At 55.2% G+C, this 15,203-nt stretch carries 15 protein-coding genes and 1 pseudogene; 6 read left to right on the top strand and 10 right to left on the bottom strand.

The genetic code is table 11. The features are described 5' to 3' along the window. The first annotated feature begins 2 nt into the window (after window positions 1-2). Window positions 3-380 (top strand): histone, encoded by a 378-nt coding sequence (locus tag PHT20_RS02060; RefSeq protein WP_301019221.1) that lies wholly within the window; start codon window positions 3-5, stop codon window positions 378-380. Between the two features lie 63 nt (window positions 381-443). Here PHT20_RS02060 and PHT20_RS02055 read toward each other — a convergent pair whose 3' ends face one another. The 6 genes from PHT20_RS02055 to PHT20_RS02030 form a co-directional block, all read right to left on the bottom strand. After that, complete coding sequence (locus tag PHT20_RS02055) at window positions 444-1,469, bottom strand: zinc-ribbon and DUF3426 domain-containing protein (protein WP_301019220.1); 1,026 nt, start codon at window positions 1,467-1,469, stop codon at window positions 444-446. A gap of 37 nt (window positions 1,470-1,506) precedes the next feature. Continuing rightward, window positions 1,507-2,397 (bottom strand): 50S ribosomal protein L11 methyltransferase, encoded by an 891-nt coding sequence (prmA, locus tag PHT20_RS02050; protein ID WP_301019219.1) that lies wholly within the window; start codon window positions 2,395-2,397, stop codon window positions 1,507-1,509. A 10-nt stretch (window positions 2,398-2,407) separates the two neighbouring features. Then, a complete protein-coding gene (gene accC / locus PHT20_RS02045) occupies window positions 2,408-3,757 on the bottom strand; it encodes an acetyl-CoA carboxylase biotin carboxylase subunit (protein WP_300088068.1) in 1,350 nt (449 codons plus the stop codon). A gap of 15 nt (window positions 3,758-3,772) precedes the next feature. Then, window positions 3,773-4,225, bottom strand: coding sequence for an acetyl-CoA carboxylase biotin carboxyl carrier protein (accB, locus tag PHT20_RS02040; protein WP_301019262.1), 453 nt, complete (start codon window positions 4,223-4,225; stop codon window positions 3,773-3,775). A 122-nt stretch (window positions 4,226-4,347) separates the two neighbouring features. Continuing rightward, window positions 4,348-4,830, bottom strand: a complete 483-nt coding sequence (locus tag PHT20_RS02035) for a TlpA disulfide reductase family protein (RefSeq protein ID WP_366520874.1) — start codon at window positions 4,828-4,830, stop codon at window positions 4,348-4,350. A gap of 56 nt (window positions 4,831-4,886) precedes the next feature. Beyond that, on the bottom strand, window positions 4,887-5,480 hold the full coding sequence (locus tag PHT20_RS02030) for a hypothetical protein (RefSeq protein ID WP_301019217.1): 594 nt from the start codon (window positions 5,478-5,480) through the stop codon (window positions 4,887-4,889). A gap of 88 nt (window positions 5,481-5,568) precedes the next feature. Between PHT20_RS02030 and mpl the strand changes: the two genes are divergently transcribed. Continuing rightward, window positions 5,569-6,960 (top strand): UDP-N-acetylmuramate:L-alanyl-gamma-D-glutamyl-meso-diaminopimelate ligase, encoded by a 1,392-nt coding sequence (mpl, locus tag PHT20_RS02025; protein WP_301019216.1) that lies wholly within the window; start codon window positions 5,569-5,571, stop codon window positions 6,958-6,960. Here mpl and PHT20_RS02020 read toward each other — a convergent pair. The 3 genes and pseudogenes from PHT20_RS02020 to PHT20_RS02010 form a co-directional block, all read right to left on the bottom strand. After that, complete coding sequence (locus PHT20_RS02020; RefSeq protein WP_301019215.1) at window positions 6,957-7,724, bottom strand: type III pantothenate kinase; 768 nt, start codon at window positions 7,722-7,724, stop codon at window positions 6,957-6,959. The two genes, mpl and PHT20_RS02020, sit on opposite strands and share 4 nt — an antisense overlap. A 172-nt stretch (window positions 7,725-7,896) precedes the next feature. Continuing rightward, window positions 7,897-8,310, bottom strand: a complete 414-nt coding sequence (locus tag PHT20_RS02015; protein WP_301019261.1) for a rhodanese-like domain-containing protein — start codon at window positions 8,308-8,310, stop codon at window positions 7,897-7,899. 198 nt (window positions 8,311-8,508) lie between these two features. Beyond that, window positions 8,509-8,967 (bottom strand): annotated as a pseudogene (locus tag PHT20_RS02010) (MBL fold metallo-hydrolase); the annotation flags it as partial. Here PHT20_RS02010 and PHT20_RS16700 point away from each other — a divergent pair. Both PHT20_RS16700 and icmF read left to right on the top strand, forming a co-directional pair. Further along, entirely contained in the window at window positions 8,938-9,024 is an 87-nt protein-coding gene (locus PHT20_RS16700) for a hypothetical protein (RefSeq protein WP_366520873.1), read from the top strand. The pseudogene PHT20_RS02010 and the gene PHT20_RS16700 sit on opposite strands and share 30 nt — an antisense overlap. 151 nt (window positions 9,025-9,175) lie before the next feature. Beyond that, a complete protein-coding gene (gene icmF, locus PHT20_RS02005; RefSeq protein WP_301019214.1) occupies window positions 9,176-12,517 on the top strand; it encodes a fused isobutyryl-CoA mutase/GTPase IcmF in 3,342 nt (1,113 codons plus the stop codon). A 54-nt stretch (window positions 12,518-12,571) separates the two neighbouring features. Here the strand turns inward: icmF and PHT20_RS02000 are convergent, their stop codons facing one another. Continuing rightward, a complete protein-coding gene (locus PHT20_RS02000) occupies window positions 12,572-12,739 on the bottom strand; it encodes a hypothetical protein (RefSeq protein WP_301019213.1) in 168 nt (55 codons plus the stop codon). Window positions 12,740-12,863: 124 nt separating this feature from the next. Here PHT20_RS02000 and PHT20_RS01995 point away from each other — a divergent pair, with 124 nt between their 5' ends. Beyond that, window positions 12,864-13,469, top strand: a complete 606-nt coding sequence (locus PHT20_RS01995) for a hypothetical protein (RefSeq protein ID WP_301019212.1) — start codon at window positions 12,864-12,866, stop codon at window positions 13,467-13,469. Next, the gene (locus PHT20_RS01990) at window positions 13,466-15,199 is read left to right on the top strand and encodes a type I secretion system permease/ATPase (protein WP_301019211.1); all 1,734 of its coding nucleotides are present in this window, start codon (window positions 13,466-13,468) and stop codon (window positions 15,197-15,199) included. The genes PHT20_RS01995 and PHT20_RS01990 overlap by 4 nt, the downstream gene beginning before the upstream one ends. Window positions 15,200-15,203 lie beyond the last annotated feature (4 nt).

Raw genomic sequence — 15,203 nt, 5'->3', positions numbered from 1 at the left:
CCATGGCAACCGCTAAAAAAACTGCAACGGCTCAAAAAGCCACCACATCAAAGGCTGTCATAGCCAAAAAAGTAACGCCTGCAACAGATGCCAAACCTGCTGCAACCAAAAAACCTGCTGCGACTGTCAAGAAAACTGTCACCGCCAAAACAGCAGCGGCTGTTGAGAAAGTAGCAGCAGCAAAGAAAATTGAAGCCGCACCTGTTGCACCCAAAGTTGCACCAGCAAAAAAGGCTGCAACGGCAGCCATATCAACTCCGGCCAAAAAAGCAGTGGCAACTAAAAAGCCTGTTGTTGCGCAGCCCGCTGCCAAACCCACATCCAAGACCACCATCAGTCCCCACGCATCCTGGCCTTTCCCAACGGGCACCAAGCCTTGAGTGTTGGATTCGTGTGCGTGTTCATTGCCTGATGTTGGGTGGCATCAGGCGCACCAACCCGCTTTATGGGTAAAAAACAAGCAACTTGTAGCCCATCAATCTGCCCTTGCTTTCTGACAACGACAACTTCAGCACCACACTGGATGACCATTGCGACTCAGCAGGAATCGCTTCTTGCAAGTTTCCTAATTCTTGGGTACTCATCACGCGTCTGAGAATCGGCTGGTCTTCAGCATCTGTCAAAGTCAGCTCTATCCATGGACGCGCCACCTCCAAATTGGCATTGTTTTTAACAATGAAACTCAGTCGATAAGTTTCTGGGCTCAATTCCTGGAAAGAAACAGCATCAACGGCCAATGACTCAATTTGCCGAAGAGGTTCAATCGGGCTTGAAGTGAGTGAGGCCACCCACTCGACAACCGGCTGAAATGCCAAATACTGCTGTGCCAAATGATGACGGTTAAAAAACACCGCTTGCCCGACGATCGTCACAACCATCCCCACAACACCTATCCAAACCAGTGATTTTTTGACCATCTGCCCAGCCGAGCTTGGCGGTTGGGCAGGAGCTAAGAAAGTGGCTGAATCAAAGACCGTCGCGTCTTCAGTCGTGGTTTTTTCGACCAGGGTTGATTGCTCTTCAACCTGTGAAGCATCAATCTGAGCCCCTGTCTGGTCAACATCTTCATGCGTTGTGAGCGGTTCAACACTCAGGTGCGGTTCAATTTCTGTGACAAGACTTGCATGGTGCTGAATATCTTCAACAGGCTGATTCGATTCAACGAAGTCATCTGGCGGGCATGATTCGCCTATTGGCTGTGCCCTTACTTCCCCGTTGTCACCGTACGGTATCGCTGGTTCTTGTGGAAAAACTTCTGAAAATGTGTCTTTTAACGTCGCCTCAGGCATGGCGTGTTGTGCTGATTTACCCCCAACATCAGCATCAGCATCAGCATCCAGCAACTGTTTTGAGCCATCAAAAATTTCACCACACTGACCACATTTCACCCACCCCTCAGAAATGCGAAGCTGGTCTGGCACTACCCGAAATAAGGTGTTGCACGTTGGGCAACGTGTCAACAGACTCATGAAACAGTGAGATCATGGCTCATTGAAGGCACCCTCTTCAGCTGTTCTTGGCCGTCATCAAAATCCAACCGTCTTCAGTATCAGTCACTTGCAAGACGCAATAGGGCGCATAGGCTTCTATCAACTCATCCGCCTGCCGAGCCAAAATTCCAGCCAACACCAAATTGCCACCCTGAGCCACATGAGACCACAGCAAAGGTGCCAAAACCTTCAGCGGCGTTGCCAAAATGTTCGCCAAAACGGTTTGATACACACCACTCACCGATTCAGGCAAACCTGTTTTGATAACCACATGGTTGGCTTGGGCGTTCAGCACACTTGACTCAACTGCAGCGAGGTCAATGTCGATGGCATCAACGTCAGCTGCACCAAACTTGGCCGCACCGATGGCCAAAATGCCTGAACCACAACCGTAGTCCAACACTCGACTCAAATGTGCACTGTGTCGGTTCGCCGCAATCCACCGCAAACACATGCGCGTGGTGGGGTGCGTGCCAGTGCCAAAAGCCAGTCCAGGGTCAAGCCGAATCACCGTGCGAGCCTGCGTTGGTGGCTCATGCCAAGTCGGCACAATCCAAAAATCTGGTGTGACTTCCACTGGAGCAAATTGTGATTGAGTTAAACGCACCCAATCTTGCTCAGGTACATGCTGAATACCCAAGACCTGGCAATCTGCAAAAAAATCTTGAACCAGCAGCAAATCCAAGGCACTTTGTGCGGCTTCACGAGACTCAAAGAGCGCCAATATCCTGGAGCGCTGCCAACCTTCTTTGGGTGGCGGCATACCTGGCTCGCCAAATAGCGCCTGCTCTGCGTCAGTTTGCGCATCAGCATCTTCCACGCTGACACTCAAGGCCCCCAAAGCATCAAGCGCGTCGCACAAAGTCTCCACTTGAGACTCAGGACTCATCAATTGAAGTTCAAACATATGACACCTTTTACCGGGAATGATTGGCAAGCCAACCTTCAAGGTAGTGAATGTTGGTGCCACCTTCCATGAATTTCGCATCAACCATCAATTCACGGTGCAAAGCCAAATTGGTGTTGATGCCCTCCACCACCGTTTCAGCCAAAGCGGTACGCATACGAGCCAAAGCCTGTTCCCGCGTATCCCCATGCACAATCACTTTGCCAATCATTGAGTCATAGTTCGGTGGCACAAAATAATTGGTGTAAATGTGTGAATCAACCCTGACACCTGGCCCCCCCGGTGGGTGCCACATGGTGATGCGGCCAGGCGATGGGATGAACTTGTATGCATCTTCGGCATTGAGCCTGCATTCAATCGCATGACCACGAATTTCAATCTGCCGCTGGGTAAATGGCAATTTTTCACCCGCAGCCACCATGATTTGCGTTTTGACAATGTCAATGCCAGTGGTCATCTCTGTCACAGGATGCTCCACCTGGACCCGTGTGTTCATTTCAATGAAGTAAAAATTACCGTCCTCGTACAAAAACTCAAAGGTACCAGCGCCACGGTAACCAATTTTCTTACACGCGGCCACGCACCGCTCACCCACTCGCTCAATGATCTTTCTTGGAATACCTGGCGCAGGAGCTTCTTCGATGACTTTTTGGTGCCGCCGTTGCATTGAACAATCACGCTCACCCAGGTACACCGCATTTTTGTATTTGTCTGCCAAAATTTGAATTTCGACATGGCGCGGGTTTTGTAAAAACTTTTCCATGTACACCGCGGGATTTCCAAATGCGGCACCCGCTTCATTTTTGGTCATTGCAACCGCGTTGACCAAAGCCGCCTCGGTGTGCACCACGCGCATACCACGTCCACCACCACCGCCCGCCGCTTTGATGATGACCGGATAACCGACCGATTTGGCTATGCGTTTGATTTGAATGGGGTCGTCTGGCAATTCACCTTCAGAGCCTGGAACGCAAGGCACACCCGCCTTGATCATGGCTTGTTTGGCAGAGACTTTGTCGCCCATGATGCGAATGGACTCTGGTGTAGGACCAATGAACTGAAAGCCGCTGCGCTCTACCCGCTCTGCAAAATCAGCGTTTTCGCTTAAAAAGCCATAACCAGGATGGATGGCTTCAGCATCTGTGACCTCGGCTGCAGAAATCAACGCTGGCATGTTCAGGTAACTTAATGAAGATGCCGCTGGCCCGATACAAACAGCCTCTTCGGCCAATTTCACATACTTGGCATCTCGGTCTGCTTCAGAATAAACCATGACCGCCTTGACACCGAGTTCGCGGCAGGCTCGCTGAATCCGCAAGGCAATCTCGCCACGGTTAGCAACCAGAATTTTTTTAAACATGGATACGGCCTGTCATCACTCAATAATGAACAAAGGCTGCCCATATTCAACAGCTTGACCATTGTCAACAAGTATTTTCCGCACCACGCCTGACTTGTCTGATTCGATTTCATTGAGAATCTTCATGGCCTCAATGATGCAAAGCGTTTGGCCTTCTTTGACTTCGTCACCCAATTCCACAAAAGACTTGGCACCAGGTGAAGCAGACCTGTAAAAAGTACCCACCATGGGCGATTTGACGGCATGACCCGTCTGGGCAGGTGGTGGTGCTTGAACGGCAACTTCAGGGACAGCCATGGGCGCAGCCATCGCAGGCGCCACCATGGGAACGGCTTGGGTGTAATGCTGAATGATGGAGCCACCACCTTTGACAATGCGAACCTTGCCTTCAGCTTCGGTAATTTCTAGTTCGGAGACATTTGACTCTGACACCAAGTCAATCAATGTTTTAAGTTTTCTGAGGTCCATGAAATCTCCAACGGTTAGAGCATTAAGAACTGTGTTCAATGAGCTGTGATTTTGATGAAAATCCAACAAATTTAAACAAAACAGCTGTAAAAGTGTTTATTTTAGTGCCAATGGAATGGAGGCTAAATTTTTAAATCTGACCAAACTTGCAGATCATTGGCATTCAATTTGCCCATTTTGCGTTGTATCACCGCGCCTGCAGCATCAAAAACCACTGTAAATGGCAAACCACCCGTCAAATTTCCCAATGATTTACTGACATCAATGCCTGGAAAACCAGCCATAGCGATTGAAAAATCAAGCGGTGTTTGGTTCAAAAACCGCCGCACAGCGCCAGCTTGATCCACCGCCAAACCCAAAACTTGCCATCCTTTTGCCTTGTTTTGATTGAAGAAAGCGTTGATTGCAGGCAATTCTTCAACGCATGGCGGGCACCATGTGGCCCAAAAATTCAACAACAACGGCTTACCTTTGAACGCCGCTGCAGTCAGCTGCGCACCATCCAAAACGGTAAAACTTTGCAGCCAAAATTGATTTTCAGCATCCGTCAAGGCTTTCGCTTGGCGTTGCGACGTTTGCCACGCCAGGCCACCAGCCACGCCCATCACACCAAAACCAGCAGCGGCGGCCAGCCAGCCACGTCGCCGCATTGGGTTGTCACTCATAAAGCCTCACTTTCCATTAAATTTTGCAACGCTTGGATGTTGCCGCGCATCAACATGCCTTGACCGTCGGGCTTGAGTGCGCCCCTCAAGTCGTCAAAGTCGTAAATCATCAAATGCACACCAATCTCTTCATTCAGCTCACGACAAAACGCATGCACACTCAACGCATCCACCGTCTCACCCGTGAAACCCGTCACGCTACGCACCTCATAGCGCACATGGTCGTCAATGAGCGCTATTTCAGCTGATTTGCTGTCATCACAAAATAACTGAATGTAAACATCAGAGTTTTTGGTGGCCGTGCCCCGCCAAACTGCCCCCGTAAGATAGGGTCTAAAGGCCGCCAGGCGTGTCATCCAGGTCCATGCCAAACGCCTCAACGCCAAAAGTTCGTGTGGCTGGGTGTCTGCACAAAACATGGCCAAATACGCCTTAACTTCCTCTTCCACTTCATCGTTTGATGGCAAACCAGCGCGCCCATTCAAAGCCAATTGCTTGACAGCTCGGCGCTTGGCTGAGCCATATTCAAGCCCTTCCTCCACCACCCAGCGTGCTGCCAATGCGGCTATTTTCGATTTTGTGTTCGACATCATCGAATCATTTTGCCTTGTTTTGCAATGCATCACATGCCAGAACGATGCAACCCCAAGCCATCATCGAACCCCCTAAAATCAGCTGATGCATATTCACATTCTTGGTATTTGCGGCACGTTCATGGGTGGATTGGCGGCTTTGGCGCGCGAAGCAGGGCATAAAGTCACTGGCTGTGATGCTGGCGTGTACCCCCCCATGAGTGACCAACTTCGGTCATTGGGTGTCGAACTGATCGAAGGCTTTGGCTCGGAACAACTTTCGCTCAAACCCGACATGTTTGTGGTGGGAAATGTGGTCAGCCGGGCGCATTTGTCTGATGGCAGTCCCAAATTTCCTTTGATGGAAGCCATTTTGGATGCTGGGCTGCCTTACACCAGTGGCCCACAATGGCTGTCAGAACATGTGTTGCAAGGGCGGCATGTGGTGGCCATTGCGGGCACGCACGGCAAAACCACCACCACTGCCATGACTTCTTGGATTTTGCAAAGTGCGGGCTTAAAACCAGGTTTTTTGGTGGGCGGGGTGCCACTTAACTTCGGTGTTTCAGCCCAACTCGGTCAAGGCCAGGCTTTTGTCATTGAAGCGGATGAATACGACACTGCATTTTTTGACAAGCGCAGCAAGTTCGTGCATTACCGCCCGAAAACTGCGGTGCTGAACAACCTTGAATTTGACCATGCTGATATTTTTGATGACCTGTCAGCCATTGAGCGCCAATTTCATCATCTTGTGCGAACTGTACCCAGCAGCGGGCGAATTGTGGTGAACGGGTTAGAAGAGAGCCTGGCACGGGTGCTGCATCTGGGTTGCTGGAGTGAAGTGCGTAGTTTTGGCTCGGCAGTGAGCGACTTTGAGGCACGAGGTGATGCAAGCAATTTTGATGTGATTCACCATGGCCAGCACGCGGGACACGTCAGCTGGTCACTCACAGGCACGCACAATCAACTCAACGCGCTCGCCGCCATTGCAGCAGCCCAACACCTTGGCGTAGACACCCATTTGGCGGCACGCAGCTTGGGGCAATTCGAAAACGTCAAACGCCGCATGGAAATACGCGGCACTGTCCACACGGCCAGCGGCAACATCACCGTGTACGACGACTTTGCGCACCACCCCACCGCCATTCGAACCACCGTTGACGGCCTCAAGCGCACGTTAAACGCCAACGAACGCATCTTGGCCGTGTTTGAGCCCCGCTCCAACACCATGAAACTCGGCACCATGAAATCACAGCTACCCTGGAGTCTTGAGCAGGCCGACTTGGCTTTTTGCCACAGCGCAGGTCTGGATTGGGATGCCCACGAAGCGCTTCGCCCTATGGGCGCGCGCGCCCTTGTCGCCAACGACCTAACCAGTTTGGTAGATCAAATCATGCTGCACGCACGCGGTGGCGACCATATTTTGTGCATGAGCAACGGCGGGTTTGGCCATGTGCACACCAAGTTGCTGCAAGCCTTGCAGCTCAAAGCTGCCTAACTCGCGTTGCGGTGAGCCGCAATTTCAAGCAAACCATCAAACAGCAGGTTGTCCACCAACTCAAAGGGCACCGACATGCTGGGTGCCATTTTCCAACCGGCGCCCCCGGTCATGATGCAACGAGGCTCAACACCGCAATGCTCTCGCAAGTGTTGCACCATGCGCGCGACTGCGCCAGCAATCGCATACGTTCCGCCGCTGGTCAGTGCGTCGCTGGTGTTGGTAGGAAACTCGCACACATTGCCAGTGGGCACATGCAAGCCTGCAGTACCAGACTCCAAGGCGCGCAGCATGATGCCATGACCAGGCAAAATCAGGCCACCCAAAAATTTACCCTGTAAGTCAATGGCATCCACCGTGACGGCCGTGCCCACCATCACCACCACCAAAGGCCTTAGATCGCCTTGAGCCCGACTTCGGTGCCAGGCACCAATCAAGGCCACCCAGCGGTCTGCACCCAATCGGGCAGGATAGTCATAGCCGTTGATCAAGCCAGCCTCAGCGCTGCTGGCCACCACCCAGTGCGCTGATACATCCCACAACTCCATTTGTTCTTCGACACGGCGTTTGATCGCATCCCCCGCCACCGCACACCCCAGCATGTGCGTCGGGGGTGCCAACCCGGCCCAATCACCATCGGCCAAACGGTCTACGTTTTCCAGAAACTCTGCCCCTTGCGCCAGCAAGGGAGCGTTGCGCTGTGGCGCGGAATGCAAAGCCCACTTCAAGCGGGTGTTGCCAATGTCAATGGCCAAAAATGTCATGCCAAATCTCTAGTAGTCCGTTTCACCAAACCGCTTACATGAAATCATGTCTTTTCCAGCCTGGCGTTGTTGTTCGTCGTTGCCATAGCTACGTCTATGTCGCCTCATCTTGCCTAGCCAGACTGAAAAATCCATTGATTTCATTTTGTAAGCTTTTTGATGAAACAAACTACTAGCCTTGCCGCCAGGGTAGCCCATGAAAGCGCCATCCGCCCAATTGCCCGCGGTGCGCCAAATTGTCGGGATCGCCTTCAAAACCCTCCAAAATGTTGTAGGCCTGCAAACCCAGTTCTGTCGCTCTGAGCGCCGCAGCCACAGAGCGCACACCGCTGCGGCACAAAAAAACAACCTTGCACTCTGGTGGTACAGCCGCCAGAAGCTCCGCATCAAAATTGGCATTGCTCACCATGCCAGGCCATTGTTTCCACGCGATGGCCACCGCATCAGGCACAAACCCAACCCAAGCGCGCTCGGCATCGGTGCGCACATCCACCAGTACTGCCTCGCCCTGCTGCACCCAATCCCAGGCCAGCTTAGGATGAACATCACCCGCATAGCCAGCGGCAGGATTCACTTGTTTCGTCACATCCACATGGGCATCATGGCGCAAACCGCTGCGCAAATTGGCCGGCACAGCCTCTGACATTCGCTTGGGTGGCGGCAGATTCAGCGCCGCCATGATGGCCACAAATTCAGCTTCTGTTTTACCTGCCACCCGCGCGTTGGTGGCTTTTTCTATGCCAATGGTTGAACTGGTTTTGCCTTGGTAGTCATGCCCCGGCCAGACGGTGGTGTTCTCGGGCAACTTGAACAACACTTCAGTCAAACTGTGGAACATGGCTGGTGCACTGCCCGATTGAAAATCAGTGCGCCCACAGCCATTGATCAACAGCGTGTCGCCTGTGAACACATGGTCACGCCACACAAAACACATGCTGCCGGCGGTGTGCCCCGGCGTGTGCAAGGCTTGAATTTGTTCTGAGCCAAATTTCAAAATTGCGCCATGCTCAAGTTGATGCGAGGCGGTGGCAATGCCGCAGCCCGCCGGTGCAGCTGTTTGAGCCCCCGCCAATTCAGCCAACTTGCCCGCACTGGTGATGTGGTCTGCATGCGCATGCGTTTCCAAGCACCACACCAAGCTTAAACCCTGCTCGCGCAAGACTTGCAGATCACGCGAAAGTTGGGTGTCAACCGGGTCAATGATGACCGCCTGATGGCTTTGTGGATCAGTCAGCACATAGGTGTAAGTGCTCGATGCGGTGTCGAAAAGTTGAATAGGTTTCATGAGGGGCTCAAATGAATTGATCACAATTGAACTGTACTCTAGCAGCCTGGTGGTCTTTCAACACATCGGTTGGCCATCAGAAAAACCCGATAAGATGCGCTCTTACGTTGACGTTAACGTCAACCACAAAGCCATCAAAACAACACCAACACCAGAGACCTGCACCATGCCCCACAACACCACCGACTTCAAAGCCCTGGCCCAATACCGCCCCGTCAACAAGGTGCGTTTTGTCACCGCTGCCAGCCTGTTTGACGGGCACGACGCGGCCATCAACATCATGCGCCGCATTTTGCAAAGCATGGGCGCTGAGGTGATTCACCTGGGGCACAACCGCAGCGTCGACGAGGTCGTGACCGCAGCCCTGCAGGAAGACGCGCAGGGCATTGCCATCAGCTCTTACCAAGGCGGCCATGTGGAGTATTTCAAATACATGGTTGATCTGCTCAAAGCCCGCGGTGGCGCGCACATCCAGGTCTTTGGCGGCGGCGGCGGCGTGATCGTGCCGAGCGAAATCAAGGCGCTGATGGCCTATGGCGTGACGCGCATCTACAGCCCGGAGGACGGCCAGCGCATGGGTCTGGCGGGCATGATTGGCGACATGGTCAAGCGTTGCGACCATGACCTGACGCAGTACGCCCCGACACACGTTGAAGCCATTCAAGGCCACACCGAGATGAGCTGGCGCGCCTTGGCACAACTGATCACCGGGCTGGAGAACGAGGCCGCTGCTGGCCAGACCAAAGGCAATTTTTCTAAGACTTTTAGTGCTCTATCCCTTGATATAAAAGCGCTAGCAGCTACAAAAAAAATACCTGTGCTGGGCATCACCGGCACCGGCGGCGCGGGCAAATCATCGCTCACCGACGAACTCATCCGGCGCTTGCGACTGGACCAGAACGACAGCTTGCGCGTGGCCGTGATCAGCATCGACCCGTCGCGACGCAAGAGCGGTGGCGCGCTGTTGGGCGACCGCATCCGCATGAACGCCATCAACCCCTGGCGCCAGGACCAAAGGGTCTTCATGCGCAGCTTGGCCACGCGCGACTTTGGCAGCGAGATCAGCGCCGCGCTGCCTGACGTGATTGCTGCCTGCAAGGTCGCCGGGTTCGACTTGATCATTGTGGAGACCTCGGGCATCGGCCAGGGTGATGCCGCCATCGTGCCGCTGGTGGACGTGCCCATGTATGTCATGACGCCCGAGTTCGGCGCGGCCAGCCAGCTGGAAAAAATCGACATGCTCGACTTTGCCGAATTTGTCGTCATCAACAAGTTTGACCGCAAAGGCGCCAGCGACGCGCTGCGCGACGTGGCCAAACAGGTGCAGCGCAATAAAGAGGCTTTCACCACCCCGGCTGAGCAAATGCCAGTGTTTGGCACCATGGCGGCGCGCTTTAACGATGACGGCGTCACCGCGCTTTATCAGGCGTTGCGAACCCGGCTGGCCGAATTGGGGATGAAGGTTTCAGAGGGCGCACTGCCCCAAGTCACGGTGCGCCACAGCACCAACCAAACCCCAGTGCTGCCGGCTGCGCGCACGCGTTACCTGGCCGAAATCAGTGACACCGTGCGCGGCTACAAGGCGCGCGCCCGTCAACAAGCCAAACTGGCGCGCGAAATCCAGCAACTGACCGAATCCGCCCGCATGTTGCTGGCAGCCGACCCCGGCAAAGACGGCAGCGCCAAACCCGGCGCGTATGGCACGGTGCTGAAACTGGCCGAAGACCACCGCAACAACCAGGACCCGGCAGCAGCCAAGTTGCTGGCGCAATGGCCCGCCATGCAGCAGGCCTACGCCGGTGACATGTACGTGGTGAAAATCCGCGACAAGGAAATCTGCACCCAACTCACCACCAAGTCACTCAGCGGCACCACCATCCGCAAGGTCTGTCTGCCGCAATTTGAAGACCACGGCGAAATCCTGAAATGGCTGATGCTTGACAACGTGCCCGGCAGCTACCCCTACACCGCCGGCACCTTCGCCTTCAAGCGCGAAAACGAAGACCCCACCCGCATGTTTGCCGGTGAAGGCGACGCATTCAGAACCAACAAACGCTTCAAGCTGCTCAGCTCAGGCATGGCGGCCAAACGCCTGAGCACCGCATTCGACTCGGTCACGCTCTACGGCAACGACCCCGACCCGCGCCCCGACATCTACGGCAAGGTGGGCAACAGCGGCGTCAGCATTGCCACCCTGGACGACCTGAAAGTGCTCTACGGCGGCTTCAACCTGTGCGACCCGGCCACCAGCGTCAGCATGACCATCAACGGCCCCGCGCCCAGCATTCTGGCCATGTTCATGAACGCCGCCATCGACCAGAACCTGGAAAAGTTCGCCACTGACAACGGCCGTGAACCCACCGCAACCGAGAGCGAAAAAATCCGTGAATGGGTGCTGAGCAACGTGCGCGGCACAGTGCAAGCCGACATCCTGAAAGAAGACCAGGGTCAGAACACCTGCATCTTCAGCACTGAATTCAGCCTGAAGGTGATGGGCGACATCGCCAGCTACTTTGTGCACCACAACGTACGCAACTTTTACAGCGTGAGCATCAGCGGTTACCACATTGCCGAGGCCGGTGCCAACCCGATCAGCCAGCTGGCTTTCACGCTGAGTAACGGCTTCACCTTTGTCGAAGCGTATTTGGCGCGCGGCATGCACATTGACGACTTTGCGCCCAACCTGAGCTTTTTCTTCAGCAACGGCATGGACCCCGAATACACCGTCATGGGACGGGTGGCACGGCGCATCTGGGCCGTGGCCATGAAGGAAAAATACGGTGCCAACGAGCGTTCACAGAAACTGAAATACCACATCCAGACCAGCGGCCGAAGCCTGCACGCGCAAGAAATCCAGTTCAACGACATCCGCACCACGCTGCAAGCCTTGATTGCGATTTACGACAACTGCAACAGCCTGCACACCAACGCGTTTGACGAAGCCATCACCACGCCCACCGAAGATTCGGTGCGCCGCGCCATGGCGATCCAGCTCATCATCAACCGCGAATGGGGCCTGGCCAAGAACGAAAACCCATCACAAGGTGCCTTCATCATCGAAGACCTGACCGAGCTGGTCGAAGAAGCCGTGCTGCTGGAGTTTGAGCGCATCACCGAGCGCGGCGGCGTGCTGGGGGCCATGGAAACCGGCTACCAACGCGGCAAGATTCAGGACGAATCCATGCACTACGAGATGCTCAAACACACCGGTGAGCTGCCCATCATCGGCGTCAACACCTTCCGCAACCCGCATGGTGACCCGGTCAATGACAAGCTGGAGCTGGCGCGCTCGACGGATGAAGAAAAACAGAGCCAACTGCAACGCCTGGCCGACTTCCATGCCCGTCACGCTGGCGAGGCACCTGCCATGCTGAAAAAATTGCAACAAGCCGTGATCGACAACCAAAACGTGTTTGAGGTGCTGATGGACGCCGTGCGTGTGTGCTCGTTGGGTCAGATCACCAACGCCCTGTTTGAGGTGGGCGGGCAGTACCGGCGCAACATGTAGTCACCCAAACAAAACGGCCCGAAAGGGCCGTTTTGTTTGGTGCACCATGGGTGCTCAACCGCCTTTTTTGCAGCGCTTGCCGGGGTTCTTCTTGTTGTTGGTGGCCACGCCACGCTCCAGGCTGCGCAGCTGGCCATGGCCAGCGGTGTAGCACACGCCTTTGGGGGCGACAGGGCGGGGGGTGGCTTTGCGTTCAGCTTCGGTACGGAATTCTTTGCTCATGGTCAGGCTCCAGAAAATGTTTAAAACGCTGGATTATCCCTGCTCTGTGCTGCCCAGCGTTGGCGCACACGATTTTTCATCGCCGCAATATTCCTATATGAATATTCACACTACAATATCCTATATGAATTTCACGCTGCGCATACCGCTCAACACCAATGCCGAGCAACACGCTCGCCTGGCGCAGTTGCAGTCGGCGTTTGCGGGCGTGTGCAATGCCTTGGCTCCCACGGTGCAGCAAACCAAGGTGTGGAACCGCGTGGCACTGCACCACCTTAAATACAAAGCGCTGCGCGAACAATTTCCCGACATGGGCTCCCAAATGGTGTGCAACGCCATTTACTCGGTCTCACGCACCTGCCGCACCGTGTTCCAGCACCCCAGTAGCCCCTTCAACCTGGCACGCCTGGGCGACAAGCTGCTGCCGCTGTTGAAGTTCTCGGACAACTGCCCGGTGTACTTTGACCGCCATACCTTGAGCGTCAACAAAGGCCAGTTGTCCATGTACACGCTGGATGGTCGGCTGCGCTTTGCCTTGGCACTCAGCGCCGAGAACGAGGCTGACTTCGTCACCAAAAAGCTACGTGAAATCGTCTTATCAAGGCGGCCAGACGGAATGTTCGAACTGGTGTTCCAGTTTGGCGTTGAACCCGCTGACAGCCTGGCGCAATCAAAAATGTCAACCGATTCGGAATTTCCGGAATATGTCGTGGTCGAGGAGGCCCAATGAGTCAACACAAACCTGCCACAGAGCTGCGTCAAGCCGTTACTGATCTCAGCCCCTACTTCAAACAAGCCGCCTGGTTCAGCTTGTTTTCCAGCTTGTTGATCCTGGCACCGTCGGGCTACATGCTTGAGGTCTATGACCGGGTAGTCAACAGCCGCAGCCACACCACACTGGCCATGCTGACCCTGCTGGTGCTGGCCGCTTTTGTACTCATGGAGGTGCTGGAATGGGTGCGCTCAGAGGTCATGCATGAAGCCTCTTTGGCGTTTGACCGCAAATTAAGCAGCCGCATTTTCACCGCCATTTTTGAGGCCAACCTGAAACGCGCCCCCGGTGGCACAACGCAGCCCATGAACGATTTCCGCTCGCTGCGTGAATTTCTTCACACCCCTGTGCTGCTGGCCCTGATGGAAGCGCCGGTATCGCTGGTGTTTTTGATTTTGATCTTTGCCATCAGCCCGGTGCTGGGCTGGTCGGCCGTGGTGGCCGCCGTTTTGCAAACCTTTGTCGGCTGGCTCAATGAGCGCAGCACCCAGCCACCCTTGATGGCTGCCAACCGCAGTGCCGCAGCCGCCCAGCAATATGCAGACGGCACCCTGCGCAACGCCCAGGTGATTGAATCCATGGGCATGCTGCGCGACATTCACCAGCGCTGGATCAGCAAGCAACGCGAATTTCTGGGCTTGCAGGCCCAAGCCTCAGAACACGCTGGCTTTTACCAGGCCATCGGTAAATTTTTGCAAAACACCGTCAGTTCCATGCTGCTGGGCCTGGGGGCCTGGCTGCTGTTGCGCAACCAACTCAACGGCGGTGCGGCTTACATGATTGTGGGCTCCATTCTGGGCGGTCGGGTGTTAGCACCTTTGGTGCAAATTGTGGCCCAGTGGCAAACCGTGGTGAACGTGCGCGGGGCCTACAGCCGACTGGACAACCTGCTGGCCTCGGTGCCACTGCGCCCGGCCGGCATGCCGCTACCAGCGCCGCAAGGCCAGCTGCTGGTGGACAACCTCATGGCCAGCGCCCCTGGCACGCAAATCTCCATTCTCAAGGGCGTCAGCTTTGGCCTGCAGCCCGGCGAAGTGCTGGCGGTGGTGGGCCCGTCGGCCTCGGGTAAAACCACGCTGGCGCGCTTGCTGGTAGGTTTGTGGCCAGCCATCAACGGCAAAGTGCGCCTGGATGGCGCCGATGTCTACACATGGAACAAAGTTGAACTGGGCCCACACATCGGCTACCTGCCCCAAGGCGTTGAATTGTTTGACGGCTCGGTGGCTGAAAACATTGCCCGCTTTGGCGAGGTGGACATGGCCAAGGTAGAAGCCGCTGCCCGCGCGGTGGGTCTTCATGAGTTCATTCTGGCTTTGCCGCAAGGCTACGACAGCCCGGTGGGGCGCGAAGGTGCCATGCTCTCGGGCGGTCAGCGGCAACGCATTGCCCTGGCCCGCGCACTTTACGGCAAACCCGCTTTTGTGGTGCTTGACGAGCCCAACTCCAGCTTGGACGAACAAGGCGATGCCGCCCTGGCCAGCGCCATCTCGCAACTGGCGGCGCGCGGCACCACCTTTGTGGTGATGACACACCGCACCAGCGTGCTGGCGGTGGCCGACAAAATGCTGGTGCTGCGCGATGGTCAAACCCAGATGTTTGGCCCGCGTGACGATGTTCTCAAAGCCCTCAACGACGCAGCGGCCAAAGCCCGCCAACCCGCCATGGCACCCACCGCAGCCCACGCTTGATTGC

It is taken from the genome of Rhodoferax sp., assembly GCF_028715765.1.
Taxonomy (GTDB): domain Bacteria; phylum Pseudomonadota; class Gammaproteobacteria; order Burkholderiales; family Burkholderiaceae_C; genus Rhodoferax.
Note: the sequence above shows the minus strand (reverse complement) of the source record. Positions and strands in the feature narration are given on the sequence as shown.

Coding starts and splice junctions, on each gene's coding strand:
- PHT20_RS02060 (WP_301019221.1), top strand. CDS start 3: ATGGCAACCGCTAAAAAAACTGCAACGGCTCAAAAAGCCACCACATCA.
- PHT20_RS02055 (WP_301019220.1), bottom strand. CDS start 1,469: ATGAGTCTGTTGACACGTTGCCCAACGTGCAACACCTTATTTCGGGTA.
- prmA (WP_301019219.1), bottom strand. CDS start 2,397: ATGTTTGAACTTCAATTGATGAGTCCTGAGTCTCAAGTGGAGACTTTG.
- accC (WP_300088068.1), bottom strand. CDS start 3,757: ATGTTTAAAAAAATTCTGGTTGCTAACCGTGGCGAGATTGCCTTGCGG.
- accB (WP_301019262.1), bottom strand. CDS start 4,225: ATGGACCTCAGAAAACTTAAAACATTGATTGACTTGGTGTCAGAGTCA.
- PHT20_RS02035 (WP_366520874.1), bottom strand. CDS start 4,830: ATGGGCGTGGCTGGTGGCCTGGCGTGGCAAACGTCGCAACGCCAAGCG.
- PHT20_RS02030 (WP_301019217.1), bottom strand. CDS start 5,480: ATGTCGAACACAAAATCGAAAATAGCCGCATTGGCAGCACGCTGGGTG.
- mpl (WP_301019216.1), top strand. CDS start 5,569: ATGCATATTCACATTCTTGGTATTTGCGGCACGTTCATGGGTGGATTG.
- PHT20_RS02020 (WP_301019215.1), bottom strand. CDS start 7,724: ATGACATTTTTGGCCATTGACATTGGCAACACCCGCTTGAAGTGGGCT.
- PHT20_RS16700 (WP_366520873.1), top strand. CDS start 8,938: ATGGCTTTGTGGATCAGTCAGCACATAGGTGTAAGTGCTCGATGCGGT.
- icmF (WP_301019214.1), top strand. CDS start 9,176: ATGCCCCACAACACCACCGACTTCAAAGCCCTGGCCCAATACCGCCCC.
- PHT20_RS02000 (WP_301019213.1), bottom strand. CDS start 12,739: ATGAGCAAAGAATTCCGTACCGAAGCTGAACGCAAAGCCACCCCCCGC.
- PHT20_RS01995 (WP_301019212.1), top strand. CDS start 12,864: ATGAATTTCACGCTGCGCATACCGCTCAACACCAATGCCGAGCAACAC.
- PHT20_RS01990 (WP_301019211.1), top strand. CDS start 13,466: ATGAGTCAACACAAACCTGCCACAGAGCTGCGTCAAGCCGTTACTGAT.